We start from the raw sequence: 25235 nt of genomic DNA, 5'->3' as shown, positions 1-25235 counted from the left end.
CGCCGCGACACCGAACGGATCAGCCATGCCCAAGAACAAGACGCACAAGGGAACGGCCAAGCGGGTCAAGGTGACCGGCAGCGGCAAGCTCCTGCGCCAGCAGGCCGGCCTGCGCCACCGCCTCGAGGTCAAGTCGAGCAAGGAGACCCGGGACCTCTCCGGCGTCGTCCCGGTGAACAAGGCCGACGTCAAGCGCGTCAAGAAGCTGCTCGGCCGCTGAGCCTCACCGCACCCACCCGCTGAACCGGCCTGCCCAGCCCCCCGGGCCGGCCACCCGAGAGACAGGACAGACCCATGGCACGCGTGAAGCGCGCGGTGAACGCCCAGAAGAAGCGCCGGACGATCCTCGAGGCGTCCGCCGGCTACCGCGGTCAGCGGTCGCGGCTCTACCGCAAGGCCAAGGAGCAGCAGCTCCACTCGATGACCTACGCCTACCGGGACCGTCGCGCCAGGAAGGGCGACTTCCGGCAGCTGTGGATCACCCGGATCAATGCCGCGGCCCGCGCCAACGGCATGACCTACAACCGCTTCGTGCAGGGCCTCAAGGCCGCGGGCGTCGAGGTGGACCGCAAGAACCTGTCGGAGCTCGCGATCAGCGACCCGACCGCGTTCGCCGCGCTGGTCGAGGTCGCCAAGGCCAACGTCCCGGCCCAGGCGTCGCAGAACGAGAGCGCCGCCTGACCGAGCACATGCTCGGAACGGAACGCACCCCGCGCGTCGTGGCAGCCCGCAAGCTGCTGCGGCGCGCGGGTCGTGAGAAGGCCGGGCGCTTCCTCGTCGAGGGCGCCCAGGCCGTGCGCGAGGCCGTCACCGGCGAGGTCCGGGTGCACGAGCTGTTCGCGACCCCGCTCGCGGTGGAGCGCAACGCCGACATCGTCGGCATCGCCGAGGGCCAGGGGATCCCGGTGACCGTGGTGAGCGACCGGGTCGCCGAGGTCCTCTCCGACACGGTCACGCCGCAGGGCCTCGTGGCCGTCTGCGACCTGATCGACGTCCCCGTCGCCGCGGCGCTCGACGGCTCCCCGCACCTCGTCGCCGTCCTCGCCGGCGTGTCCGAGCCCGGCAACGCCGGCACCGTCCTGCGCGCCGCCGACGCGGCGGGCGCCGACGCGGTGCTGCTGGCCGGGGACAGCGTGGACCCGCACAACGGCAAGGCCGTCCGGGCCTCCACGGGCAGCGTCTTCCACCTGCCCGTCGCCCGGGACCGGGACACGGCCGGCGTGCTCGCGGCGTGCCGCGCCGCCGGGCTGACCCTGCTCGCGGCCGACGGGCACGGCGAGCTCGACCTGCACGCCCCGGAGGCCGAGGAGGTCCTCGGCGGCCGGGTGGCATGGATTTTCGGTGGCGAGGCACACGGCGTCCCGGAGACCGTGCTGGCGGCGGCCGACCACCGCGTCCGGGTCCCGCTCTACGGCCGCGCCGAGAGCCTGAACCTGGCCGCCGCCGCGGCGGTCTGCCTGTACGCGAGCGCCGCGCACCGGCGTTCTAGGATCACCGACCGTGCATGAGGGAACCCGATGACCGAGAACCTGCTCGACGCCGCGTCGCTCGACGCCGCCGTCAAGGCCGCGGTCGAGGCGTTCGACGCCGCCGGTGACCTCGACGCCCTGGCCGCGGCCAAGCCCGCGCACCTCGGCGACCGGGCACCGGTGCTGCTGGCCCGCCGCTCCCTCGGCAGCCTGCCCGGCCCCGAGCGGGCCGACGCCGGCAAGCGCGTCAACGCCGCCCGCCAGGAGGTCCAGGCCGCGTTCGACGCCCGCCGAGAGGTGCTCCTCGCCGAGCGGGACGCCCGTGTGCTGGCCGAGGAGTCCGTCGACGTCACCCTGCCCTGGGACCGGCGGCCCCGCGGCGCCCGGCACCCGATCACGCAGATCGCCGAGCGGATCGCGGACGTGTTCGTCGCGATGGGCTACGAGGTCGCCGAGGGTCCCGAGGTGGAGTCCTCCTGGCTGAACTTCGACGCGCTGAACTTCGGCAAGGACCACCCGGCGCGCACCATGCAGGACACGTTCTACCTCGGCGAGGGGCAGGACTCGGGCACGGTGCTGCGCACGCACACGTCGCCGGTGCAGGTCCGGGCCCTGCTGGAGCGCGAGCTGCCGGTGTACGTGGTCTGCCCCGGGCGGACCTTCCGCACGGACGAGCTCGACGCCACCCACACGCCCGTCTTCCACCAGGTCGAGGGTCTGGCGGTGGACAAGGGCATCACGATGGCGCACCTCAAGGGCACGCTCGACGCGTTCGCCCGCGCCATGTTCGGGGCGGAGTCGACCACTCGCCTGCGGCCGAGCTTCTTCCCCTTCACCGAGCCGTCGGCCGAGGTCGACGTCTGGTTCCCGGAGAAGAAGGGCGGCGCCGGCTGGGTCGAGTGGGGCGGCTGCGGCATGGTCAACCCCAACGTGCTGCGCGCCTGCGGCGTCGACCCGGAGGTCTACTCCGGCTTCGCCTTCGGCATGGGCCTGGAGCGCACCCTGCAGTTCCGCAACGGCCTGCCCGACATGCGGGACATGGTCGAGGGCGACGTCCGGTTCAGTCGCGCGTTCGGTATCTGAGGAGAATTCGGTGCGAGTCCCCCTGTCCTGGCTGCGCGACCACGTCGCCGAGGTCCCCGCGGACGCGGAGGCGGTCGGCGAGGCCTTCGTGCGCGTCGGCCTGGAGCTCGAGGAGATCCACGGGACCCCGGAGCTCACCGGCCCGCTGACCGTCGGCCGGGTCGCGGAGATCGAGGAGCTCACCGAGTTCAAGAAACCGATCCGGTTCTGTCGGGTCGACTTCGGCGACACCACGCGCGAGATCGTTTGCGGCGCGCGGAACTTCGTGGTCGGCGACCTGATCGTCGCCGCGCTTCCCGGCGCGGTCCTGCCCGGCCCGTTCCCGATCTCGGCGCGGAAGACCTACGGCCGCACCTCGGACGGCATGATCTGCTCCGCCAGGGAGCTGGGCCTCGGCGCGGACCACTCGGGCATCCTCGTGCTGCCGCCGGGCACCGCGGAGCCGGGCACGGACGCGCTGCCGCTGCTCGGTGTCGACGACCCGGTCGTCGAGCTGGCCATCACCCCGGACCGGGGCTACTGCTTCGCCGTACGCGGGATCGCGCGCGAGCTGGCCGCGTCGCTCGGTGAGGACTACACCGACCCGGCGCGACGCGTGCGGGTCCCCGAGGCGGAGGGCCCGGCCTGGCCGGTCCGCATCGCCGACGAGGCCGGCTGCCCGCGGTTCGTCACCCGCCGCGTCACTGGCGTCGACGCCAGCGCGCCCACCCCGTGGTGGATGCAGCGCCGGCTGCTCGCCGCCGGCATGCGCCCGATCTCGCTGACCGTCGACGTCACCAACTTCGTGATGCTCGACCTCGGCCAGCCGATCCACGCCTACGACGCGACCCGGCTGCAGGGCGGGATCGTGGTGCGCCGGGCCGAGGCGGGGGAGAAGCTCCGGACGCTCGACGACGTCGAGCGCACCCTCGACCCGGACGACCTGGTCATCACCGACGACTCCGGCCCGATCGGCCTCGCCGGTGTGATGGGCGGCGCGTCCACCGAGATCCCGCTCGACAAGACCGGCTCGGTCGACGTCGTGATCGAGGCCGCGCACTTCGCGCCGACCGTGATCGCGCGCGCCGCCCGCCGGCACAAGCTGCCCAGCGAGGCGTCCAAGCGCTTCGAACGGACCGTCGACCCGCAGCTCCCGCCGATCGCGGCCGAGGCCGTCGCGAACCTGCTGGTGGAGCACGGTGGCGGCCGCATCGAGCCGGGCCGCACCGACGTCGGCGCCGCGCCGGTGCTCCCGCCGGTCCGGATGCCGCTGGACCTGCCGGACCGCACCGCGGGCGTGACCTACGAGCGCGGGGCCACGGTCGCGCGGCTCACCCAGGTCGGCTGCGCGGTGGAGCTGGAGACCGGCGGAGACGGCCGGACCGGTTCGACCACCCTGGTCGTCGCCACGCCGCCGTCCTGGCGGCCGGACCTGGACCTGCCCGCCGCGCTGGTCGAGGAGGTCCTGCGGCTCGAGGGCTACGAGACCATTCCGTCGACCCTGCCGCCGGCGCCGGCCGGGCGCGGGCTCACCCCCGCCCAGCTGCGCAAGCGGGCCGTGTCCCGCGCGCTGGCCGAGGCCGGGCACGTCGAGGTGGAGCCGTTCCCGTTCGTCGGCGACGCGGCGTGGGACGCGCTGGGCCTGCCCGAGGACGACGTCCGGCGGCGGACCGTCATCGTGGCCAACCCGCTCGACGCCGACCGCGACCGGCTCGCGACCACCCTCCTGCCGGGCCTGCTCGAGACGCTGGTCCGCAACAAGGCCCGCGGGTTCGACGACCTCGCGCTGTACACGCTCGGCCAGGTCGTGCTGCCGCACCGCAACCCCGTGCCGATGCCGGACCCGGGCGTCGACCGGCGGCCCACCGACTCCGAGATCGCCATGATCCGGGCGGCGTTGCCCGCGCAGCCCGTGCACGTCGGCGTCGTGCTCGCCGGGGACCGCGAGCCGCGCGGCTGGTGGGGCCGCGGGCGCCCGGCCGGCTGGCAGGACGCGATCGAGGCGGGCCGGCTCGTCGGCGCCGCCGCCGGTGTCGAGCTGCGGGTGACCAAGGCCGAGCTGGCGCCGTGGCACCCGGGCCGGTGCGCCGCGCTGCGGGTGGGGGAGTGGGTCGTCGGGCACGCCGGCGAGCTGCACCCGAAGGTCGTCGAGGCGCTGGGCCTGCCGCCGCGCACCTGCGCGATGGAGCTCGACCTCGACGCGATCCCGCTGCAGGACGCGCGGCCGGCGCCGCGGATCTCGCCGTACCCGCCGGTGTCGGTCGACGTCGCGCTGGTCGCCGCCGAGACGGTGCCGGCCGCCGAGGTGGCCGCGGCCCTCACCGAGGGCGGCGGCGAGCTGCTCGAGGAGGTCCGGCTGTTCGACGTCTACACCGGTGCCCAGGTCGGCCAGGGGAACCGCTCGCTCGCCTACGCCCTCCGGTTCCGGGCGCCGGACCGCACGCTGACCAACGAGGAGGCGAACGCGGCCCGCGACGCCGCCGTCGCCCTCGCCGCCGAGCGCCTCGGGGCCGTCCTGCGGTGACGCCCCGGCGTCGGCCGGCCGGGCTCAGACGTCGTACCCGCCGGTGATGCCCAGCGCGTTGGTGACGCGGTCGCCGATGAACGGCACGACCACCCAGACCGCGAACGACCAGAGGTCGAGCAGCGGGAACAGCGGGACGGACACCAGGAAGGCGAACCCGGTGATCGCCGACGGCACCCAGCCGTAGCGCACGAGCTGCCGCGGCGTCCCGGGGATGTACGCCCGGGTGCGGCCGAGGACCGCGACGATCGCGGCGAACGTGCCGATCTGCAGCGTCTCGGCCAGGGCGTACACGGCGAAGCGCGCGAAGTCGACGTGGTCCTCGGCGATGAACCGCGTGAAGAACGGCGTGAGCACGATGATCAGCAGCCACAGCATGTTCAGCCAGGTCAGCGGTAGTGAGGCGCGCCCGACGTACCGGAACACCCGGTGGTGGCTGATCCAGTGCCGGGCGATCACCGCGAAGCTGATGAGGAACGCCAGATACTCGGGACGGTTGGCCGCGAACCCGGCCGCGAGCTCGGCGGCGGTGTCGCCCTGCGGCACCTGCAGGTCGATGGCGAGCAGCGTGATCGCGATCGCCACGACGGCGTCGGAGAAGAAGATGAGGCGCTCGGCCGCACCGCGCTCGGTCGGCGCGAACTCGTCCTCGGTCTCGTGCGCGGACGCCTCGGCCATGGGCGGACTCTAGCGATCTCCGTGCGGTGCGCACAGGCGTCGCGTGCTACAGCCCCTGGCCGCCCAGCGGGCCGTCCGCGGCGCCGGCGGCGGGGTCCTGCCCGACGGCGTCGAACGCCCGCATGATCTCCAGGGCGATCATCAGCATCCAGCCGGAGCCCTCCACCGTGCCCCCGAGCAGGTCCTCGGCCTGCTTGACGCGGTAGGCCACGGTCCCGGGCGAGACGTGCAGCTGGTCCGCGGCGGCGACCCGGCTGCGCCCCACGGCGAGGTACGTGGCCAGGGTCTCCCGAAGCCGCCGGGCCTTGGCCGACGCGGCGCACAGCTCGGCGCCCAGGGTGTCGAGCGCGAACCGGCGGGCGTGCTCGGCGTTGGCGGTGAGCAGGCCGGCGACGGAGGACTCGCGGTGCCCGACGACGCCCCCGTGCCCCAGCCCGGACAGCCGTGCGGCCTCCTGCGCGGCGACGTGGCTCCAGCGGAACCCGCCGACACCCTCGGCGGCAGGCCCCACGGCGGCCCGCACCCCGACGGCGAGCGGCCCGCCGGCGCGAATCCGCCCGGCCGGCTCCTCCGCCGGTCGCGCGGGCCAGTGCAGCCAGCCCCACAGCGTGGTCGGTGACCGGTGCAGGCCGACGGTCCCGTCGGCGCCGAGGACCCCCGCGAGCCGGGTGAGCTCCCCGTCGAGCCGGACCGCCGGACGGTCCGCGGTGAGCAGGACGGCGACGTGCCACCCGCCGAGGGAGTGCCCGAGCGCCGCCTCGGCCGCGCCCCGGTCGACCGGCCCGCCCGCCAGGATCTCCTCGACCGCCTCCGTCCGCGCCGCCGCGGCCGAGCCGGTCCAGTCGGAGAGCTCCGCGGCGTACCGGCGCTCGACGGCATCGCTGAAGGCCTCGACGTAGCCGAAGGACTCGGTGGTGAGCGCACGGGCCTCCGCGGCCGCCTCCACGGGCGGCACGACGGCCTCCGTCACGGCAACCAGCGCATCGAGCGCGGCGAAGTGCGCGGTCCACATCATGCGCAGCAGCCGCGGCAGCGGCACGCCACCGCGGACCGCGCCGCGGACCGAGACCAGCAGCTCGCCGGGGACGGCGAGGTCGGCGGGCGCCGTCTCCGTGCGCAGCCCGCGGAGCACGGCGAGGAAGCAGCCCTGGCAGGCGCTGAGCAGCTGGCGCACGGTCTCGGCGGTGCGCGGCCCGCCCTCGATGGCCGCCTCCGCCCCGCGCTGGGCGGCCTCCAGACCCCAGCGCGCCGCGGGCAGGCCCAGAACGGCGACCGTCTCCTCGAACGTCCGTGGCGCGCACCGGACCTCGACGACGGTCCCGCCGGGTTCGAGCGCGTCCATCCACGTCCGGCCGGCGAGCGGGCGCGGTGCGCTGTGCGCAGGGATCGGGTCCACCTCCGGGTCGGCGTTGTGCCGGGGCGACAAGAGGTCAGCGGGACGTTGGCGTGCGAGGCGAAGAATAACCGCACCGCGATGGTGTCGGATGGTCACGACGGTTCCGGAGGGGACCAGGGCCGTCGACTCGGCCGGGGGAGGGGGGCCTCTCGCCGGTGGCCCCGCGGAGCAGGGCACGGCTCCGCGGGGCCTCGCGGCGTCGTCACCACTACGCCCGGGCGAGCCGCAGCAGCTCGCGGGTCGAGGTGTCCGGCAGGTAGGCCCGGGTGAGTGCGACGCCGACCCGCGGCAGGTCCGCCTCGTCCCGGAACACCAGGTGCATCGGCTCGTACCGCGGCTGGAACTTGGCCTTGAAGGCGTGCAGCGAGCGGAATCCGTACAGCGGTTCCAGCCGGGCGCCGAGCGTGTCGAGGAGGCGGTCGAGCACCGCGGTGTCGCCGGAGGCGTCGGTGCGGGCCAGCGGCGCGCCGGAGAGCGAGACGACCGTCGCCCCCTCCTCGCGGAAGGCCAGGCAGGCCGACGCGATGAGGAACTCGACGACGGGCCGGAACCCGCCCTCCCGCCGCCGCATGACGTCGAGCGTCCAGCCCGTCACGGTCCCGCCCGGTGCGTGCACCGGCAGCCACGACGTCACGCCGTGCACCAGGCCGTCGGCGTCGACGGCGAGGCCGACCCGGACGTGCGGGTCGAGCGCCTCGTCGACGCCGCCGAGGGTGAACCCCATCTCCGGGAGGCCCTTGCCGCCGACCCACTGCTCCGAGAGCTCCCGCACCTGGTCGACGACGGCGTGCCGCTCGTCGGCGAGCCGGACCAGCCGGTGCGTGATCCCCTGCTTGCCCGCCTTGTTCAGCGCGGAGCGCACGTCCTGCCAGGCCTTGCCGCGGAACTCCAGCTCGGGCAGGTCGACGAGGGTGTCCTCGGCGACCTGCGCGGTGAACCAGCCGGCCTCCCGCGCCGCACGGGCGGTCCGGTCCGAGGCGGAGAAGAGGCACGGGATGAGGCCGGCCGTCTCGCTGCGCACCCCGAACTCCTCCAGGTTTGCGACCGGGTCCGGCCCGATCGGGTCGCCGAGGCCGACCGCCACACCGGCGTGCCGCTGGAACGCCACGCAGGAGTCGCCGTCGGCGGTCACGAACCACTCGTTGTCCGACCAGGTGGCCATCCAGGAGACGGTGCCGCCGCCGTGCTTCTGCAGCAGCGCCACCGCGGTGCCGCGGTCCGTCACGCCGCCGACCGCCCGCCGGACCCGGCGCGAGGGCACCCGCCACGCCCGCCGCCCGACCAGCAGCAGCACGAGCAGCGCCGTCCAGGCGAGCCGGTCGGCCACGAACAGGCCCGGCTGGTCGAGGACGGCCTCGGCGTTCTCCACGACCGCCGCCAGCGCGAACAGCACGCCGGCCAGCAGCCCGACGGCGACGTTGAGCCCGGCGAGCCCGACGGCCCACCGCCACGCCACGCGCCGGCCCTTGCGCAGCCCGTTGACGAGCAGCGCCGCGCCGACGACCGTGATCGCCAGGTCGACCCAGCTCGCCTCCGGGTCGCCGGTCGGGCCGAGCGGGCCGTCGTTCGGCAGCAGGAAGCTCAACACCGAGCCCGCCACCATGAGCACCAGCAGGAACACCGCGAGCAGCCGCCACTCCCGGCGGCTCGGCCGGGTGGCCGGCACCGCCCGGGCACGGACCAGCCGCGGCCCCACGACCAGCGCGATCAGCACGGCGACGAGGTGCTCGAGGTCCGCCAGCGAACCGAGGTAGACCGCCGACGCGAGGACGTAGAGGGCCAGGGCGAGCCGCAGCCGCAGGCGCCACGGAGGGCGCAGGGTCGCGCTGGTCACCGCGAGCGCGGCGAGCGCCCCGGCCGAGAACCCGACGTCGAGCAGCCGGCTCGTGGCCTCCGCCCACGGCCAGCCCGTGCCGCGCACCACGAGCAGGAAGCCGAGCGCGGTGAGGATGCCCACCAGCTGCCCGGCGACGGCGGTCAACGCGGCCAGCCCGGTCCCCAGCCGCCACTCCGCCCAGCCGACGAAGAGCGCGAAGCTGCCGGTCATGACCAGGTAGAAGGGCGGGATGACGGCGAGGAACGGCCCGGTCAGCAGCGTCCACCAGCGGCCGTTCTCCAGCGCCGGCACCCCGTAGGCGACCCAGGGGTACCAGGCCTGGTCGGCCGCGGCCCGCCAGAAGGCGCCGGTGGCGAACCCCGCCACGATCATCACGAGCACGACCGTGCTGGTGAACGGGGTGCGGCGGACCAGCGTGCCGACCCTGGCGGCCGGCGCGCCGAGGGCCGGGAGACCCCGTGCCGGGCGGGCCGTGGTGCCGTCGGTCATCGTCGCCTCCCGCGGCGGGGTGCCGGGACCGCCGTCGTCTGCGTGCTGTTCGGGGGATCGGGGGCGGCGTTACGGTGCGGCCATGTGCGACGGACACGCGAGCCGGGCCGAGGTCGCGCAGGGCGTCCCCCGTCCCGTCGAGGGCCCGGCGGTCGACCCGATCCACCTCGAGCCCGTCGACGAGGTACGGATCACCACGCTGGTGGAGAACGTGTTCGACGCCCTGCTCCCCGCCGACGAACGGGTCTCGCGGGTGGGTCTCGGGGCGGGCCGGGCCACCGCCGCGCAGTTCGTCGGCGGCGCGGCGGACGTCGGCCTGATGGCCGAGCACGGGTTCGCCGCCCTGGTCACGGTGCGGCGCGGCGCGGCGACCACCTCGCTGCTGTTCGACGCCGGCCTCTCGCCCGACGCGCTGGTGGTCAACGCCGGGCGGGTCGGCGCGGACCTCGACGTCGTCCAGGGGATCGTGCTCAGCCACGGGCACCCGGACCACGCCGGCGGGCTGGCCGGGCTCGCCGGCCGCAAGGGGACCCGTGCGCTGCCGATGGTGCTGCACCCGGCCGCATGGACCCGGCGTCGGTTCGCGGTGCCGGGCGGCGAGACCCGCGAGCTGCCCACGCTCAGCCCGCGGGCGCTCGCGGGCGAGGGGTTCGAGCTGGTCGAGCGGCGGGTCCCGTCGGTGCTGCTCGACGGCGCCGTGCTGATCACCGGCGAGGTGGACCGGACCACGGAGTACGAGCGGGGGATGCCGCCGGCACACCAGGCGTGGACCGGGTCGGCCTGGGAGCACGACGCCGCCGTGGTCGACGACCAGGCGCTGGTGGTGCACGTGAAGGACAAGGGGCTGGTGGTGCTGACCGGGTGCGGGCACGCGGGCGCGGTGAACATCGTCCGGCAGGCGCAGCGGCTCACCGGGGTTCCGGAGCTGTACGCGCTGCTCGGCGGCCTGCACCTCGGCGGCCCGTACTTCGAGCCCGTGATCCCGCCGACGGTGGCGGCGCTGCGCGAGCTGGCCCCGGCGGTGCTGGTCCCCGGGCACTGCACCGGCTGGCGGGCCCAGCACGCCCTGGCCGCCGCCCTGCCCGACGCCTGGATCGCCCCCAGCGCCGGCAGCACCTACACCCTGTGACCCGCGAGTCGGGCGGTCTCACGCGACCGAACCGGACATGCCGGGAGGTCCCGGGATGTGCGGTTCGGGACGCGGAAGTGCCGACTCGCGGGACTAGAGGTGCTTGAGGGCTTCCTTGCGGGACAGGGGCGAGAGCTCGGGGTGACTGTCGACGAACTCGCGCACCCAGAGGGGGTCCGTGCGCGCGTGCTGGCGCAGCGCCCAGCCGATCCCCTTGCGCAGGAAGAAGCCCTCGTCCTTCAGGCTGGCCTCGATGGCGTCGGCGAGGAGCTCGACGTCCGTGTCGCCCTTGGACTGCAGCTGACAGAGGATCGCAGTCCGGCGCAGCCACGGGTCGGGGTCGGTGGCCCAGCGCCGCACGACCGGCGTGACCTGCACAGGATCGGCCCGTAGCACCGGCCCGACCAGGCGGGACGCGATCTCGTCCACGTGGTCCCACCAGGCGCCGCTGACCACCCAGTGCCGGTAGCGGGGGAGCCAGTCGGCGTCCGGCCAGCGCGCGTAGTCGCGGTACCCCGCGAGCGCGGTGGCCAGGTAGCGCTCCTCGCGGAACTGCGCGCCGTCCCACAGCGCGTCGGCCGTGGCGGCCAGCGCCCCGCGCGTGGGCGGCGGCTGGTCCTGCACGCCCTCGCGGAGGATCCGGGCCCGGACCGGTTGCGGCACGCCACGGAAGGGCATGTCCGACCTCATGTACGCCCGCATGACGGGCGCGGCCTCCGGGTCCGCGGCCGCCTCGAGCCCGGCGCGCAGCGCGTCGGCCAGGGTGGTCATGAGATCAGCCTAGGCCCGGGCGCCACCCTTCCGGGGAGGGCGAGCGGGAATGCCTTTGCATGAGATTTCACCGCGGTGCATAATCTTGCGCGTGGTACGGATCGCGGTGGCGGGAGCCAGTGGGTACGCCGGGGGAGAGCTGTTGCGGCTCCTCCTGCCGCACCCCGAGGTCGAGATCGGTGCGCTGACGGCGGGCGGCAACGCGGGGCGACGACTGGGCGAGTTCCAGCCGCACCTGCTGCCCCTGGCCGACCGCGTCCTCGAGGAGAGTACGGCGGAGGTGCTCGGCGGGCACGACGTCGTCTTCCTCGCGCTGCCGCACGGCAGGTCCGCGGAGATCGCGGCGCAGCTCGGGGACTCCACGCTGGTGATCGACTGCGGCGCGGACCACCGGCTGCAGGACGCCGACGCGTGGGACCGCTGGTACGGCGGCGAGCACGCCGGCCACTGGCCGTACGGCCTGCCCGAGCTGCCCGGCGCGCGGGACGCGCTGCGGGGCACCACCCGGGTCGCCGTGCCGGGCTGCTTCCCGACGGTCTCCTCGCTCGCCCTCGCGCCGGCCCTCGCGGCCGGGCTCGTCGGCCCGGAGGTCGTGATCACGGCCGTCACCGGGACGTCGGGCGCGGGCAAGTCCCTGAAGCCGCACCTGCTCGGCGCCGAGGTGATGGGTTCGCTCTCCGCCTACGGGGTGGGGGGCGTGCACCGGCACACGCCGGAGATCGCGCAGAACCTGTCGGGGGTGTCCGGTAAGCCCGTCTCCGTGAGCTTCACCCCTGTCCTCGCGCCCCTTCCCCGGGGCATCCTCGCGACCTGCACCGCGCCCCTGACCGGCGACGGCGCGCAGGCGCGGGAGGTCTACGACAAGGCCTACGCCGCCGAGCCCTTCGTGCACCTGCTGCCCGAGGGCCAGTGGCCCACGACCAAGGCCACGCTCGGGTCGAACACGGTCCACCTGCAGGTGGCGGTCGACGCCGACGCGGGCCGGCTCGTGGTCGTCGCGGCGATCGACAACCTGGCCAAGGGCACCGCGGGCGGGGCGATCCAGTGCATGAACATCGCGCTGGGCCTGCCCGAGGTCACCGGTCTGCCGACCACGGGGGTCGCGCCGTGAGCCTCACGGGTCCCCGGGGTTTCCGGGCCGCCGGGATCACCGCCGGGATCAAGGCCAGCGGCAAGCCGGACCTGGCCCTCGTCGTCAACGACGGGCCGGAGCAGACCGCCGCGGCCGTGTTCACCCGCAACAAGGTGAAGGCCGCCCCGGTGCTGTGGTCCCAGCAGGTCCTGACCACCGGCACGCTGAAGGCCGTCGTCCTCAACTCCGGCGGGGCCAACGCCTGCACCGGCCCCGAGGGCTTCCAGACCGCGCACGCCACCGCCGAGAAGGCGGCCGAGGTGCTCGCGACCGGAGCCATCGAGGTCGCCGTCTGCTCCACGGGCCTGATCGGCGCCCAGCTCCCGCGGGACGTGGTGCTGGCCGGGGTCGAGAAGGCCGCCGCGGCGCTGGAGGCCACGCCCGACGCGGACCTGGCCGCCGCCACGGCGATCATGACCACGGACACCGTCGCCAAGCAGGCCCTGTCCGAGCAGGCGGGCTGGTCGGTCGGCGGGATCACCAAGGGCGCCGGGATGATCGCGCCCTCGATGGCCACGATGCTGTCCGTGCTGACCACGGACGCGTCGGCCGACGCCGCGACCCTGGACCGCGCGCTGCGGTCCGCCGTCCGGGTCAGCTTCGACCGGCTCGACGTCGACGGCTCGATGTCCACCAACGACACCGTGATCGTCCTGGCCTCCGGGGCCTCCGGCGTCACGCCGTCGGAGCAGGACCTGACCGCCGCGCTCACCGAGGTTGCAAGGGACCTCGCGAAGCAAATGCAGGCGGACGCGGAGGGCGTCACCAAGCGGATCCTCGTGCGGGTGACCGGGGCCGCGAGCGAGGACGACGCCGTGGTGGTCGCCCGGACCGTCGCCCGGGACTCGCTGGTGAAGACGGCGCTGTTCGGCTCCGACCCCAACTGGGGCCGGATCGCCGCGGCCGCCGGCTACGCCGACGCCGACCTCGATCCCGAGAAGCTCGACGTCACGGTCAACGGCGTCACCCTCTGCCGGGGCGGCGTGGCGGCCGGGGACCGCGGGCTGGCCGACCTCTCCGGCGAGGACGTCCTCGTCGAGGTGGAGCTGGGCCTGGGGGCCGGCGAGGCCGAGATCCTCACCACCGACCTCTCGCACGCGTACGTGGAGGAGAACAGTGCCTACTCCTCCTGAGATCCCCACGCCCGACCCGCACGGCCGGCTCAAGCGGGCGGGGGAGAAGGCCGGGGTCCTGGCCGAGGCCCTGCCCTGGCTGCAGCGGTTCCACGGGCAGGTCGTCGTGGTCAAGTACGGCGGCAACGCGATGGTCGACGAGGAGCTGAAGGAGGCGTTCGCGCAGGACATGGTGTTCCTGCGGCTCGCCGGCATCCACCCGGTCGTCGTGCACGGCGGCGGCCCGCAGATCAGCGCGATGCTGAAGCGGCTGGGCCTGCCCGGCGAGTTCCGCGGCGGGCTGCGCGTGACCACCCCCGAGACGATCGACGTCGTCCGGATGGTGCTGGTGGGCCAGGTCGGCCGCGAGCTCGTCGGGCTGATCAACCAGCACGGGCCGTACGCCGTCGGGCTCTCCGGCGAGGACGCCGGCCTGCTGACCGCGGAGAAGCGCACCGCGCTCGTCGGCGGCGAGCCGATGGACATCGGCCTGGTCGGCGACGTGGTCGAGGTCAACCCGGCTGCGGTGCTCGACATCGTGCGGGCCGGCCGGATCCCCGTCGTCGCGGGCGTGGCGCCGGGGGCGGACGGCCAGGTCTACAACATCAACGCCGACAGCGCGGCCGCCGCGCTGGCGGCCGCCCTCGACGCCGCGAAGCTCGTGGTGCTCACGGACGTCGAGGGGCTGTACGCGAACTATCCGGACCCCGAGTCGATCATCTCCGCGCTCACCGCGGCCGAGCTGGAGCCGATGCTCCCGGAGCTGGAGAGCGGGATGGCCCCGAAGATGGAGGCGTGCCTGCGCGCGGTGCGCGGCGGGGTCCCGCAGGCGCACGTGATCGACGGGCGGGTGCCGCACTCGGTGCTGCTCGAAGTGTTCACCAGTGAGGGTGTCGGAACGATGGTGGTGCCGGAATGACCAGCTACGCCGAGCGGTGGCAGCACGCGCTCATGAACAACTACGGCACCCCGCCGCTCACCCTCGTGCGCGGCGAGGGCGCCGAGGTGTGGGACGCCGAGGGCAACCGCTACGTCGACATGCTCGGCGGGATCGCGGTGAACTCCCTCGGGCACGCCCACCCGGCCGTCGTCGAGGCCGTGACCCGGCAGATCTCCACGCTGGGCCATACCTCGAACCTCTACATCACCGAGCCGCCGCTGCAGCTCGCCGAGAAGCTCCTGGAGCTGCTCGGGCAGGAGAGCGCGCGGGTGCTGTTCTGCAACTCGGGCGCGGAGGCCAACGAGGCGGCGTTCAAGATCACGCGCCGGACCGGTCGGACGAAGATCGTCGCGTGCGAGAACGCCTTCCACGGCCGGACCATGGGGGCGCTCGCGCTCACCGGCCAGCCGGCCAAGCGCGAGCCGTTCGAGCCGATGCCCCCGGGCGTCGTGCACATCCCGTTCGGGGACGTGGAGGCCCTGGAGGCCGCGGTCGACGACACGACCGCCGCGGTGTTCCTCGAGCCGATCCTCGGCGAGGCCGGTGTGATCGTGCCGCCGGAGGGCTATCTCGCCGCCGCCCGGGAGATCACCTCCCGGCACGGCGCCCTCCTGGTGCTCGACGAGATCCAGACCGGCATCGGCCGCACCGGCGCGTGGTTCGCGCACCAGGCCACCGGCGTGGTGCCGGACGTCGTGACCCTGGCCAAGGGCCTCGGCGGCGGGCTGCCCATTGGCGCCTGCATCGGCATCGGAGAGGCCGCGGGCCTGCTCGAGCCCGGCCAGCACGGCACCACCTTCGGCGGCAACCCGGTGAGCTGCGCCGCGGCCCTGGCCGTGCTCAGCACGATCGACAACGACGGGCTGCTCGAGCACGTCGACCGGCTGGGCAAGGAGATCCGCGCGGGGATCGAGGGGCTCGGCCACCCGCTGGTCACGGACGTGTCCGGCGCCGGCCTGCACATCGGCGTCGGCCTGAACCAGCCGGTGTCCGCCGCGGTGGCCGCGAAGGCCCGGGACCGGGGCTACCTGGTCAACAACGCGGTGCCCACCCGCGTGCGGCTCGCGCCTCCGCTGGTGCTCACCGAGGCGCAGGCCCAGGGCTTCCTGAAGGAGCTGCCCGGGATCCTCGACGAGTCCGGCGGGACCGTCTGATGAGCGTCGTGGGCGGTCCGGCGCGCGGCGGCGGAACGGGCAGGCCGCGGCACTTCCTGCGGGACGACGACCTGTCGGCCGAGGAGCAGGCCGAGGTCCTCGCCCTGGCCGCGGACATGAAGGCGGACCGGTTCGCGCACCTGCCGCTGATCGGCCCGCGGCCCGTGGCGGTGCTGTTCGACAAGTCGTCGACCCGGACCCGGGTGTCGTTCGAGGTGGGGATCACCCAGCTCGGCGGGCAGCCGGTGATCCTCGACGCCGCGGGCAGCCAGCTCGGCCGGGGCGAGACGATCGAGGACACCGCCCGGGTGCTGTCCCGGTTCGTCGACGCCGTGGTGTGGCGGACCGCTGGTCAGGCCCGGCTGGAGGCCATGGCCTCGGCGTCCCGTGTGCCGGTGGTCAACGCCCTCACCGACGAGTTCCACCCCTGCCAGGTCCTCGCCGACCTGCAGACGATCCGGGAGCGGTTCGGGCGCACGGCCGGGCTCACGCTCGCCTACCTCGGCGACGGCGCCAACAACATGGCCCACTCGCTGCTGCTCGGCGGCACGCTCGCCGGGATGCACGTGCGGATCGGGGCGCCCGCGGGATTCACCCCCGACCCGGACGTGCTGCGGGACGCGAAGGCGCACGGCTCGGCGACCGGCGGATCGGCCGAGGTGGTGGCCGACCCGGTCGCCGCGGTCGAGGGGGCGGACGTGGTCGTCACCGACACGTGGGTCTCGATGGGCCAGGAGGCGGACGGGTTGGACCGGGCGGCGCCGTTCCGGCCGTTCCAGGTCAACGCCGCGCTGCTCGCCCACGCGAACGAGCGCGCGATCGTGCTGCACTGCCTGCCGGCGCACCGCGGCGACGAGATCACCGACGAGGTGCTCGACGGGCCCGCCAGCGTGGTCTGGGACGAGGCGGAGAACCGGCTGCACGCCCAGAAGGCCCTGCTGGCGTGGCTGATGGACCCGGCCCGGGCATGACGGCGGTGGGGCGATGACCGCGGCCACCCGGGTGGCCCGCCAGGCGCGGATCGTCGAGATCATCGCCCAGCAGGCGGTGCGCAGCCAGGCCGAGCTGCTCACCCTGCTCGACGCCGAGGGCATCGGCACCACCCAGGCCACGCTCTCCCGGGACCTCGACGAGCTGGGCGCGGTCAAGGTCCGCGGTGCGTACGTGATCCCGGACGACGGGAGCCCGGTCCGCGGCCTGGCCCACACCCCCGAGGGCGGCACTGCCCGGCTGTCCCGGTTGCTGGGGGAGGTGCTCGTGTCCGCGGACGCGAGTGGCAACCTTGCCGTCCTGCGCACCCCGCCCGGCGCGGCCCACTACCTGGCGAGCGCCCTCGACCGTGCCGCCCTGAACGACGTCGTCGGCACGATCGCGGGCGACGACACCGTCCTGCTGGTGGCCCGCGAGCCCCTCACCGGGGCCCAGGTCGTCGCGCGACTGCTCGAACTCTGACCCTGCGCGTTTCTGATCAAGGAGAACCATCGAAGTGAGCAAGGTCCTGACCTCCCTCCCGAAGGGCGAACGCATCGGCATCGCCTTCTCCGGAGGCCTCGACACCTCCGTGGCGGTCGCCTGGATGCGCGACAAGGGCGGGATCCCGTGCACCTACACCGCCGACCTCGGCCAGTACGACGAGGCGGACATCTCCGGCGTCCCCGACCGCGCGAAGCAGTACGGCGCCGAGATCGCCCGCGCGGTCGACATCAAGCCGCAGCTGGTCGACGAGGGCCTGGCGGCGCTGGCCTGCGGCGCCTTCCACATCCGCTCCGGGGGCCGGACCTACTTCAACACCACGCCGCTGGGCCGGGCCGTCACCGGGACGCTGCTGGTGCGCGCCATGCAGGCGGACGGCGTGAACATCTGGGGCGACGGCTCGACCTTCAAGGGCAACGACATCGAGCGGTTCTACCGCTACGGCCTGATGGCCAACCCCGAGCTGCGCATCTACAAGCCGTGGCTCGACGCCGACTTCGTCCAGGAGCTGGGCGGGCGGGACGAGATGAGCCGGTGGCTCACCGCCCACGGGCTGCCCTACCGGGACTCCGCCGAGAAGGCGTACTCCACGGACGCGAACATCTGGGGCGCGACCCACGAGGCCAAGACCCTCGAGCACCTCGACGTCTCCCTGGAGACCATCGAGCCGATCATGGGCGTCAAGTTCTGGGACCCGGCGGTCGCGATCGAGGCCGAGGACGTCACCGTCACGTTCGAGGCGGGGCGTCCGGTGGCGATCAACGGCAAGCGCTTCGACGACCAGGTGGACCTCGTCCTGGAGGCCAACGCCATCGGCGGGCGGCACGGCCTGGGCATGTCGGACCAGATCGAGAACCGGATCATCGAGGCCAAGTCGCGCGGCATCTACGAGGCGCCCGGGATGGCGCTGCTGTTCGCCGCCTACGAGCGGCTGCTCAACGCGATCCACAACGAGGACACCCTCGCGAACTACCACTCCGAGGGCCGCAAGCTCGGTCGGCTGCTCTACGAGGGCCGCTGGCTGGACCCGCAGGCGCTGATGATCCGCGAGTCGATCCAGCGCTGGATCGCCTCGCTGGTGACCGGCACCGTCACGCTGCGCCTGCGCCGCGGCGACGACTACACGATCGTGAACACCGAGGGCACGGGCTTCTCCTACCACCCGGACCGGCTCTCGATGGAGCGTGTGGAGAACGCCGCCTTCGGGCCCACCGACCGGATCGGTCAGCTCACCATGCGCAACCTCGACATCGCCGACTCCCGCGCCAAGCTGGAGGCCTACGCGGACCAGCCGGCCGAGCAGGGGACGGTGCTCGTCGAGCACGGCACGTTGTTCGGCGAGCTGCCCTCGGGCGGCTTCGACCGGATCGCCGCCATCGACCGGGCCGGTGAGGGCGAGTCGGAGAAGTCCCTCGACGCCGCCGCCCTGGAAGCGGGGAACGACTGATGGCGGGCTCCGGGCTGTGGGGCGGGCGGTTCAGCGGCGGCCCGGCGGACGCGCTGGCCGCGCTGAGCAAGTCCACCCACTTCGACTGGCGGCTCGCGCCGTACGACATCCGCGGCTCGAAGGCGCACGCCCGCGTGCTGCACCGGGCCGGGCTGCTCAGCGACGCAGAGCTGGACGGGATGCTCGAGGCGCTGGGCAAGCTCGCCGCGGACGTCGAGTCGGGCTCGTTCGGGCCCGCGCCCGCGGACGAGGACGTGCACAGCGCCCTGGAGCGCGGCCTGATCGAGCGGGCCGGGCCGGACCTGGGCGGCAAGCTCCGGGCCGGCCGGTCCCGCAACGACCAGGTCGCCACCCTGTTCCGGATGTGGCTGCGCGACGCCGCGCGCCGGATCGCGTCGGGCGTGCTCGACGTGGTCGACGCGCTCGTCACGCAGGCCACCGCCTACCCGGACGCCCCGATGCCGGGCCGCACCCACCTGCAGCACGCCCAGCCGGTCCTGCTCTCGCACCAGCTCGCCGCGCACGCCCAGGCTCTGGTCCGGGACGTCGACCGCCTGCGGGACTGGGACAAGCGGGCCGCCGTGTCGCCCTACGGGTCGGGGGCGCTCGCCGGCTCGTCGCTGGGGCTCGACCCGGAGGCCGTGGCCGCCGAGCTGGGCTTCGACTCGTCGGCCGAGAACTCGATCGACGGCACCGCCGCGCGGGACTTCGCGGCGGAGGCCGCCTTCGTGCTGGCCATGGTCGCGGTCGACCTCTCGCGGCTGTCCGAGGAGGTCATCCTCTGGGCCACGGCGGAGTTCTCGTACGTCACGCTCGACGACGCCTTCTCCACCGGCAGCTCGATCATGCCGCAGAAGAAGAACCCGGACGTCGCCGAGCTGGCCCGCGGTAAGGCCGGCCGGCTGATCGGCAACCTCGCCGGGCTCATGGCCACGCTGAAGGGCCTGCCGCTGGCCTACAACCGGGACCTGCAGGAGGACAAGGAGCCGCTGTTCGACTCCGCCGAGCAGCTCGAGCTGCTCCTGCCGGCCGTCGCGGGGATGGTCGAGACGCTGGTCTTCCACACCGACCGCCTCGCCGAGCTCGCGCCCGCGGGCTTCACCCTCGCCACGGACGTGGCGGAGTGGCTGGTGCGGCAGGGCGTGCCGTTCCGGGTCGCGCACGAGGCCGCGGGCGGCTGCGTCCGGGCGGCCGAGGCGCGTGGCGCCGGGCTCGAGGACCTCACGGACCGCGAGCTGGCCGCCGTGCACCCCGCGCTCACCCCCGCGGTGCGCGAGGTGCTCACCGTCGAGGGCTCCATCGCCTCGCGCGACGCCCGCGGCGGTACCGCGGGCGAGCGCGTCGAGGAGCAGCTCGACGGCCTGCGCCTCGCCTCCGCGGACGCGCGGGCCTGGGTGGGCGCCCCGGCGGTGAGCGGCTGAGTGGCGGCCCCGACCCGGCCCCTGATCGCGCGTGCGGAGCTCGCCGCGGACGTGCTCCCCGCGGCGGCCCGGCTCCTGGGCTGCACCGTCGAGGCGGACACGCCCGAGGGCCCGGTGGCGGTGGAGCTCGTCGAGGTGGAGGCCTACCGAGGGGCGGACGACCCGGCGTCGCACAGCTACCGCGGCCGGACCCCGCGCAACGCCGTGATGTTCGGCCCCGCCGGGCACCTGTACGTCTACTTCGTCTACGGCATGCACTTCTGCGCCAACGTCACCTGCCTGGAGGACGGCGAGGCCGGCGCGGTGCTGCTGCGCGCCGGGCGGGTGGTGTCGGACCCGGGGATCGCCCGGGTCCGGCGGCCGACCGCCCGGCGGGACGCCGACCTCGCCCGCGGGCCCGCCCGGCTGGCGTCGCTGCTGGGGCTGGGCCGCGAGCACAACGGCGTCGACGTCACCTCGCCCGAGTCGCCGGTGCGGGTGGTGGCGGGGAAGCCCGTGCCGGCCGAGCGGATCCGCACGGGGCCGCGCGTGGGCGTCGCCGCCGCGCACGACACTCCCTGGCGGTTCTGGGTGGACGGGGCGCCCGAGGTGAGCCCGTACCGGCCCGGCCGCGTCCGAACCGTGACCTCGCGCGGCCGCACAGAAGTGGACACTCAGGAAAGGCCATCCTAACCTTCCTGCCGTGTTCGTTGATCGTCGGCCAGGCCGACTCCTCTCGCTCGTCGGCCTGCTGCTCGCCGGCGCTCTCGTCCTCGCCGGGTGCGGCGACTCCGGTGGGGAGCAGTCCGGGTCGGGCAGCACGGCGCCCTCCGGCACGTCGGGTGCGTTCCCGGCGACCGTCACGCACAAGTTCGGCTCCACGACCGTGCCGGCCGCACCGCAGCGCGTCGTGTCGCTGGGCTACACCGACCAGGACGCGATCCTGGCGCTCGGCGTGGTCCCGGTCGCCATCCGCGAGTTCACCGGGAACAAGCCCTCCGCCACCTGGGACTGGGCGCAGGACGAGCTGCAGGGGCAGCAGCCGCAGGTGCTGCCCGTCGGTGAGGTCGGCACCGAGGCGATCGCGGCGCTGCGGCCCGACCTGATCGTCGGGATCTCGGCGGGCCTGAGCCAGGAGCAGTACGACACCTACTCGAAGATCGCCCCGACGATCGCGCAGCCCGCCGGGTTCGTCGACTACGGCACCCCCTGGCAGGACGCGACCCGCCTCACCGGGCAGGCGCTGGGCAAGCCGGCCGAGGCCGAGCAGCTGATCTCCGACCTGGAGGCGAAGTTCGCCCAGGTGAAGGCCGCGAACCCGGGGTTGCAGGGCAAGTCGGTGGCCGGCGTCCGGCCGAGCACGGCGGACAACGCGTCGTTCTTCGTGTGGGGGAGCCAGGACCTGCGCGCCCGCTTCTTCCAGGCGCTGGGCATGACCGTCCCGCAGGAGTTCGACCAGCTGGCCGGGTCGAACTTCTACGCCACGATCTCCACCGAGGAGATCTCGAAGCTCGACTCGGTCGACTCGATGGTGCTGATCACCGCGAGCGACGCCGAGACGCAGGCCTTCCAGAAGCTGCCCGGCTACTCCGGGCTGACGCCGGTCCAGCAGGGCCACGCGTTCACTCCGACGCCGGAGCAGTCCGCGGCGATGTCGTTCTCCAGCGTGTTGAGCCTGCCGGCGCTGCTCGACACGCTGCCGGCGGACATGAACGCGAAGCTGGCCTGATCCCGCCCGACCTGCGGCCCGTTCCCCGGAACCCGGGGGACGGGCCGTCCGCGTATCGGGGAGGATTGGGGCGTGAGCATCCTCGACGAGCTGGAGTGGCGCGGCCTCATCGCGCAGACCACCGACCTCGACGCCCTGCGCAAGGACCTCGAGGGACCCGAGCCGCTCACCCTGTATTGCGGGTTCGACCCGACCGCCGCCAGCCTGCACGCCGGACACCTGATCCCGCTGCTCACCCTGCGCCGCTTCCAGGAGGCCGGCGCCCGGCCGATCGTGCTGGCCGGCGGGGCGACCGGGCAGATCGGCGACCCGCGTGACGTCGGGGAGCGCTCCCTCCACAGCGTCGAGACGGTCACGGAGTGGGCCACCCGGATCCGCGGGCAGCTGGAGCGGTTCGTGACCTTCGACGACTCGCCCACCGGCGCGCTCGTCGCGAACAACCTGGACTGGACCGGGAACCAGGGGGTGCTGACCTTCCTGCGGGACATCGGGAAGCACTTCTCGGTCAACGTCATGCTGTCGCGGGAGACGGTCAAGCGCAGGCTGGCCGGGGACGGGCTGTCCTACACGGAGTTCAGCTACCTCCTGCTGCAGTCCCAGGACTACCTCGAGCTGTACCGCCGCTACGGCTGCCGCCTGCAGATCGGCGGGTCGGACCAGTGGGGCAACATCGTCGGCGGGGCGGACCTGATCCGCCGGGTCGACGGCGGCAGCGCGCACGCCCTGACCACCCCGCTGGTCACGGACTCCGAGGGCCGCAAGTTCGGCAAGTCGACGGGCGGGGGCAACATCTGGCTCGACCCGGAGCTGACGTCGCCGTACGCCTGGTACCAGTACTTCGTCAACGTCTCCGACGCCGACGCCGGCACGTACCTCCGGCTGTTCACCTTCCTGCCCCGCGAGGAGATCGAGGAGCTGGAGAAGGAGACGGCGGAGCGGCCGCACCTGAGGCTGGCGCAACGCCGACTCGCGGAGGAACTGACCACCCTCGTGCACGGGCCGGACGCCACGGCCCAGGTGATCGCCGCGTCGTCGGCGTTGTTCGGGCGGGGGGAGCTCGGCGGGCTCGAGGCCGGGACCCTCACCGCCGCGATGGCCGAGGTGTCGACCATCGACACCTCGCTCGGGGCGGGCGCCACGGTCGTCGACCTCCTGGTCGGTACCGGGCTCGTCGAGAGCAAAGGGGCCGCGCGCCGCGCCGTGAAGGAGGGCGGGGCGTACGTGAACAACACGAAGGTCGACGACGAGGAGTGGACCCCGTCGGAGGGGGACCTGCTCGCGGGTGGCTGGCTGGTGCTGCGCCGCGGCAAGCGGAACCTCGCCGGCGTGCGCGTGGAGCGCTGACGACGCGAGGTCGCCGAGATCACACGGACGGAATTCGGGCCCGGCACGAACCGCCGCGGGGTGTGCCGGGCCCGTTCGCATCCGGGGCCGTCGGGACCGGGCCGGGTCGACCGCGGGAGTCCACCGCGGCGGGCGGGTCGAGGGGCCGTCGCGGGACGATCGCCGATAAGCCGCCCGTGACCTGCGCGAACGTCGAAAGTGACCCCCCGGTTTTCGCGGCCCCGGAGCGGGTGTGTAACTTTCTCTCTCGTCGCCACGGCGGTCAGCACGACAGACCGGGACGGTTCTCCGGCCCAGAGTCAGACCGCAGGCGGGCGACGACAATCGGTTCGGCCGAGCCCCCCGGGGCCCGAACGGACCGGCGCGGGCCTTCGGTGCTTGACCCGGCCGGGGGACATGCGTAAGATAGGGGAGTTGCCTCCGAGCGGATCGCTCTGGTAGCGTGACAATCCGAGAAGGAAGCCCCGGATCGAGATCGCGGACGCGGTCGAGTGATGGTGTGCGGGTGTCTTTTGAGAACTCAACAGTGTGTCGAGCTAAGTGTTCTGGTGGTTTTTGTGCCAGTTCATGTTTGGTCTGCTGCCGGCCCCGTCCGGTGGGTGGACTGTTTTTGAGAGCCAGTTTTTGTTGGAGAGTTTGATCCTGGCTCAGGACGAACGCTGGCGGCGTGCTTAACACATGCAAGTCGAGCGGTAAGGCCCTTCGGGGTACACGAGCGGCGAACGGGTGAGTAACACGTGGGTGACCTGCCCTCAGCTCTGGGATAAGCCTGGGAAACCGGGTCTAATACCGGATAGGACCTTCTCCTGCATGGGAGTGGGTGGAAAGTTTTTCGGCTGGGGATGGGCCCGCGGCCTATCAGCTTGTTGGTGGGGTGATGGCCTACCAAGGCGACGACGGGTAGCCGGCCTGAGAGGGCGACCGGCCACACTGGGACTGAGACACGGCCCAGACTCCTACGGGAGGCAGCAGTGGGGAATATTGCGCAATGGGCGGAAGCCTGACGCAGCGACGCCGCGTGGGGGATGACGGCCTTCGGGTTGTAAACCTCTTTCGCCAGGGACGAAGCGTGAGTGACGGTACCTGGATAAGAAGCACCGGCCAACTACGTGCCAGCAGCCGCGGTAACACGTAGGGTGCGAGCGTTGTCCGGAATTATTGGGCGTAAAGAGCTCGTAGGCGGTGTGTCGCGTCGGCCGTGAAAACCTGGGGCTTAACTCTGGGCTTGCGGTCGATACGGGCATCACTGGAGTTCGGCAGGGGAGACTGGAATTCCTGGTGTAGCGGTGAAATGCGCAGATATCAGGAGGAACACCGGTGGCGAAGGCGGGTCTCTGGGCCGATACTGACGCTGAGGAGCGAAAGCGTGGGGAGCGAACAGGATTAGATACCCTGGTAGTCCACGCCGTAAACGTTGGGCGCTAGGTGTGGGGGCCATTCCACGGTCTCTGTGCCGCAGCTAACGCATTAAGCGCCCCGCCTGGGGAGTACGGCCGCAAGGCTAAAACTCAAAGGAATTGACGGGGGCCCGCACAAGCGGCGGAGCATGTGGATTAATTCGATGCAACGCGAAGAACCTTACCTGGGTTTGACATGCACCAGACATCCCTAGAGATAGGGCTTCCCTTGTGGTTGGTGTGCAGGTGGTGCATGGTTGTCGTCAGCTCGTGTCGTGAGATGTTGGGTTAAGTCCCGCAACGAGCGCAACCCTTGTTCCATGTTGCCAGCACGTAGTGGTGGGGACTCATGGGAGACTGCCGGGGTCAACTCGGAGGAAGGTGGGGATGACGTCAAATCATCATGCCCCTTATGTCCAGGGCTTCACACATGCTACAATGGCCAGTACAGAGGGCTGCGAGACCGTGAGGTGGAGCGAATCTCTTAAAGCTGGTCTCAGTTCGGATTGGGGTCTGCAACTCGACCCCATGAAGTTGGAGTCGCTAGTAATCGCAGATCAGCAACGCTGCGGTGAATACGTTCCCGGGCCTTGTACACACCGCCCGTCACGTCACGAAAGTTGGTAACACCCGAAGCCGGCGGCCCAACCCTTGTGGAGGGAGTCGTCGAAGGTGGGACTGGCGATTGGGACGAAGTCGTAACAAGGTAGCCGTACCGGAAGGTGCGGCTGGATCACCTCCTTTCTAAGGAG

General features: G+C 73.2%; 21 protein-coding genes and 1 rRNA gene. 18 read left to right on the top strand and 4 right to left on the bottom strand.

What is annotated here, in order from left to right; all coding sequences use genetic code 11:
- Positions 1-25: 25 nt before the first annotated feature.
- From rpmI to pheT, 5 genes are all read left to right on the top strand, one after another.
- Positions 26-220, top strand: a complete 195-nt coding sequence (rpmI, locus tag ACQP04_RS20320; protein WP_232872832.1) for a 50S ribosomal protein L35 — start codon at positions 26-28, stop codon at positions 218-220.
- Positions 221-294: 74 nt separating this feature from the next.
- Positions 295-681 (top strand): 50S ribosomal protein L20, encoded by a 387-nt coding sequence (gene rplT, locus ACQP04_RS20315; RefSeq protein ID WP_433502138.1) that lies wholly within the window; start codon positions 295-297, stop codon positions 679-681.
- 8 nt (positions 682-689) lie between these two features.
- On the top strand, positions 690-1508 hold the full coding sequence (locus tag ACQP04_RS20310; protein ID WP_433502137.1) for a TrmH family RNA methyltransferase: 819 nt from the start codon (positions 690-692) through the stop codon (positions 1506-1508).
- A 9-nt stretch (positions 1509-1517) separates the two neighbouring features.
- A complete protein-coding gene (pheS, locus tag ACQP04_RS20305) occupies positions 1518-2552 on the top strand; it encodes a phenylalanine--tRNA ligase subunit alpha (RefSeq protein ID WP_433502136.1) in 1035 nt (344 codons plus the stop codon).
- A gap of 10 nt (positions 2553-2562) precedes the next feature.
- Positions 2563-5055: a phenylalanine--tRNA ligase subunit beta gene (gene pheT, locus ACQP04_RS20300; protein ID WP_433502135.1), complete on the top strand. Its 2493-nt coding sequence runs from the start codon at positions 2563-2565 to the stop codon at positions 5053-5055.
- Between the two features lie 24 nt (positions 5056-5079).
- Here pheT and ACQP04_RS20295 read toward each other — a convergent pair whose 3' ends face one another.
- The 3 genes from ACQP04_RS20295 to ACQP04_RS20285 all read right to left on the bottom strand — a co-directional run bounded on the left by ACQP04_RS20295 (position 5080) and on the right by ACQP04_RS20285 (position 9455).
- Positions 5080-5733, bottom strand: a complete 654-nt coding sequence (locus ACQP04_RS20295) for a TMEM175 family protein (RefSeq protein ID WP_433502134.1) — start codon at positions 5731-5733, stop codon at positions 5080-5082.
- A gap of 46 nt (positions 5734-5779) precedes the next feature.
- Positions 5780-7075, bottom strand: a complete 1296-nt coding sequence (locus ACQP04_RS20290; protein WP_433502133.1) for a PucR family transcriptional regulator — start codon at positions 7073-7075, stop codon at positions 5780-5782.
- A 262-nt stretch (positions 7076-7337) separates the two neighbouring features.
- Positions 7338-9455, bottom strand: coding sequence for a bifunctional lysylphosphatidylglycerol flippase/synthetase MprF (locus ACQP04_RS20285; RefSeq protein WP_433502132.1), 2118 nt, complete (start codon positions 9453-9455; stop codon positions 7338-7340).
- Between the two features lie 82 nt (positions 9456-9537).
- On the opposite strand from ACQP04_RS20285, the gene ACQP04_RS20280 reads away from it, so the two are divergent.
- On the top strand, positions 9538-10584 hold the full coding sequence (locus ACQP04_RS20280; protein ID WP_433502131.1) for an MBL fold metallo-hydrolase: 1047 nt from the start codon (positions 9538-9540) through the stop codon (positions 10582-10584).
- Between the two features lie 93 nt (positions 10585-10677).
- Here ACQP04_RS20280 and ACQP04_RS20275 read toward each other — a convergent pair whose 3' ends face one another.
- The gene (locus ACQP04_RS20275) at positions 10678-11355 is read right to left on the bottom strand and encodes a DNA alkylation repair protein (protein WP_433502130.1); all 678 of its coding nucleotides are present in this window, start codon (positions 11353-11355) and stop codon (positions 10678-10680) included.
- A gap of 49 nt (positions 11356-11404) precedes the next feature.
- On the opposite strand from ACQP04_RS20275, the gene argC reads away from it, so the two are divergent.
- The 12 genes from argC to ACQP04_RS20215 all read left to right on the top strand — a co-directional run bounded on the left by argC (position 11405) and on the right by ACQP04_RS20215 (position 25227).
- A complete protein-coding gene (argC, locus tag ACQP04_RS20270; protein ID WP_433502129.1) occupies positions 11405-12466 on the top strand; it encodes an N-acetyl-gamma-glutamyl-phosphate reductase in 1062 nt (353 codons plus the stop codon).
- Positions 12463-13620: a bifunctional glutamate N-acetyltransferase/amino-acid acetyltransferase ArgJ gene (gene argJ / locus ACQP04_RS20265; protein ID WP_433502128.1), complete on the top strand. Its 1158-nt coding sequence runs from the start codon at positions 12463-12465 to the stop codon at positions 13618-13620. Before argC ends, argJ begins: the two co-directional genes overlap by 4 nt.
- 1 nt (position 13621) lies before the next feature.
- On the top strand, positions 13622-14518 hold the full coding sequence (gene argB, locus ACQP04_RS20260) for an acetylglutamate kinase (RefSeq protein WP_433508405.1): 897 nt from the start codon (positions 13622-13624) through the stop codon (positions 14516-14518).
- Positions 14515-15693: an acetylornithine transaminase gene (locus ACQP04_RS20255; protein ID WP_433502127.1), complete on the top strand. Its 1179-nt coding sequence runs from the start codon at positions 14515-14517 to the stop codon at positions 15691-15693. Before argB ends, ACQP04_RS20255 begins: the two co-directional genes overlap by 4 nt.
- Positions 15693-16664 carry an ornithine carbamoyltransferase gene (gene argF, locus ACQP04_RS20250; protein ID WP_433502126.1) on the top strand — a complete coding sequence of 324 codons (972 nt, stop codon included), beginning with the start codon at positions 15693-15695 and terminating at the stop codon, positions 16662-16664. The genes ACQP04_RS20255 and argF overlap by 1 nt, the downstream gene beginning before the upstream one ends.
- A 13-nt stretch (positions 16665-16677) precedes the next feature.
- A complete protein-coding gene (locus ACQP04_RS20245; RefSeq protein WP_433502125.1) occupies positions 16678-17145 on the top strand; it encodes an arginine repressor in 468 nt (155 codons plus the stop codon).
- Between the two features lie 34 nt (positions 17146-17179).
- Complete coding sequence (gene argG, locus ACQP04_RS20240; RefSeq protein WP_433502124.1) at positions 17180-18613, top strand: argininosuccinate synthase; 1434 nt, start codon at positions 17180-17182, stop codon at positions 18611-18613.
- Positions 18613-20034 carry an argininosuccinate lyase gene (argH, locus tag ACQP04_RS20235; protein ID WP_433502123.1) on the top strand — a complete coding sequence of 474 codons (1422 nt, stop codon included), beginning with the start codon at positions 18613-18615 and terminating at the stop codon, positions 20032-20034. The genes argG and argH overlap by 1 nt, the downstream gene beginning before the upstream one ends.
- Positions 20035-20706 carry a DNA-3-methyladenine glycosylase gene (locus ACQP04_RS20230; protein ID WP_433502122.1) on the top strand — a complete coding sequence of 224 codons (672 nt, stop codon included), beginning with the start codon at positions 20035-20037 and terminating at the stop codon, positions 20704-20706. It abuts the gene before it with no gap.
- Between the two features lie 10 nt (positions 20707-20716).
- Positions 20717-21742: an iron-siderophore ABC transporter substrate-binding protein gene (locus tag ACQP04_RS20225; protein WP_433502121.1), complete on the top strand. Its 1026-nt coding sequence runs from the start codon at positions 20717-20719 to the stop codon at positions 21740-21742.
- 72 nt (positions 21743-21814) lie between these two features.
- Positions 21815-23086 carry a tyrosine--tRNA ligase gene (gene tyrS / locus ACQP04_RS20220; RefSeq protein ID WP_433502120.1) on the top strand — a complete coding sequence of 424 codons (1272 nt, stop codon included), beginning with the start codon at positions 21815-21817 and terminating at the stop codon, positions 23084-23086.
- 624 nt (positions 23087-23710) lie between these two features.
- Positions 23711-25227: ribosomal RNA gene (locus ACQP04_RS20215) — 16S ribosomal RNA — on the top strand.
- Positions 25228-25235: the final 8 nt, after the last annotated feature.

It is taken from the genome of Pseudonocardia halophobica (assembly GCF_050948485.1).
Lineage (GTDB): Bacteria > Actinomycetota > Actinomycetes > Mycobacteriales > Pseudonocardiaceae > Pseudonocardia > Pseudonocardia halophobica.
This window is presented reverse-complemented; position numbering and strand designations above follow the sequence as displayed.

Excerpts from the sequence above, each read along its gene's own strand:
- rpmI (WP_232872832.1), top strand. The coding sequence starts at position 26 with ATGCCCAAGAACAAGACGCACAAGGGAACGGCCAAGCGGGTCAAGGTG.
- rplT (WP_433502138.1), top strand. The coding sequence starts at position 295 with ATGGCACGCGTGAAGCGCGCGGTGAACGCCCAGAAGAAGCGCCGGACG.
- ACQP04_RS20310 (WP_433502137.1), top strand. The coding sequence starts at position 690 with ATGCTCGGAACGGAACGCACCCCGCGCGTCGTGGCAGCCCGCAAGCTG.
- pheS (WP_433502136.1), top strand. The coding sequence starts at position 1,518 with ATGACCGAGAACCTGCTCGACGCCGCGTCGCTCGACGCCGCCGTCAAG.
- ACQP04_RS20295 (WP_433502134.1), bottom strand. The coding sequence starts at position 5,733 with ATGGCCGAGGCGTCCGCGCACGAGACCGAGGACGAGTTCGCGCCGACC.
- ACQP04_RS20290 (WP_433502133.1), bottom strand. The coding sequence starts at position 7,075 with ATGGACGCGCTCGAACCCGGCGGGACCGTCGTCGAGGTCCGGTGCGCG.
- ACQP04_RS20285 (WP_433502132.1), bottom strand. The coding sequence starts at position 9,455 with ATGACCGACGGCACCACGGCCCGCCCGGCACGGGGTCTCCCGGCCCTC.
- ACQP04_RS20280 (WP_433502131.1), top strand. The coding sequence starts at position 9,538 with ATGTGCGACGGACACGCGAGCCGGGCCGAGGTCGCGCAGGGCGTCCCC.
- ACQP04_RS20275 (WP_433502130.1), bottom strand. The coding sequence starts at position 11,355 with ATGACCACCCTGGCCGACGCGCTGCGCGCCGGGCTCGAGGCGGCCGCG.
- argC (WP_433502129.1), top strand. The coding sequence starts at position 11,405 with ATGCCTTTGCATGAGATTTCACCGCGGTGCATAATCTTGCGCGTGGTA.
- ACQP04_RS20255 (WP_433502127.1), top strand. The coding sequence starts at position 14,515 with ATGACCAGCTACGCCGAGCGGTGGCAGCACGCGCTCATGAACAACTAC.
- argF (WP_433502126.1), top strand. The coding sequence starts at position 15,693 with ATGAGCGTCGTGGGCGGTCCGGCGCGCGGCGGCGGAACGGGCAGGCCG.
- ACQP04_RS20245 (WP_433502125.1), top strand. The coding sequence starts at position 16,678 with ATGACCGCGGCCACCCGGGTGGCCCGCCAGGCGCGGATCGTCGAGATC.
- argH (WP_433502123.1), top strand. The coding sequence starts at position 18,613 with ATGGCGGGCTCCGGGCTGTGGGGCGGGCGGTTCAGCGGCGGCCCGGCG.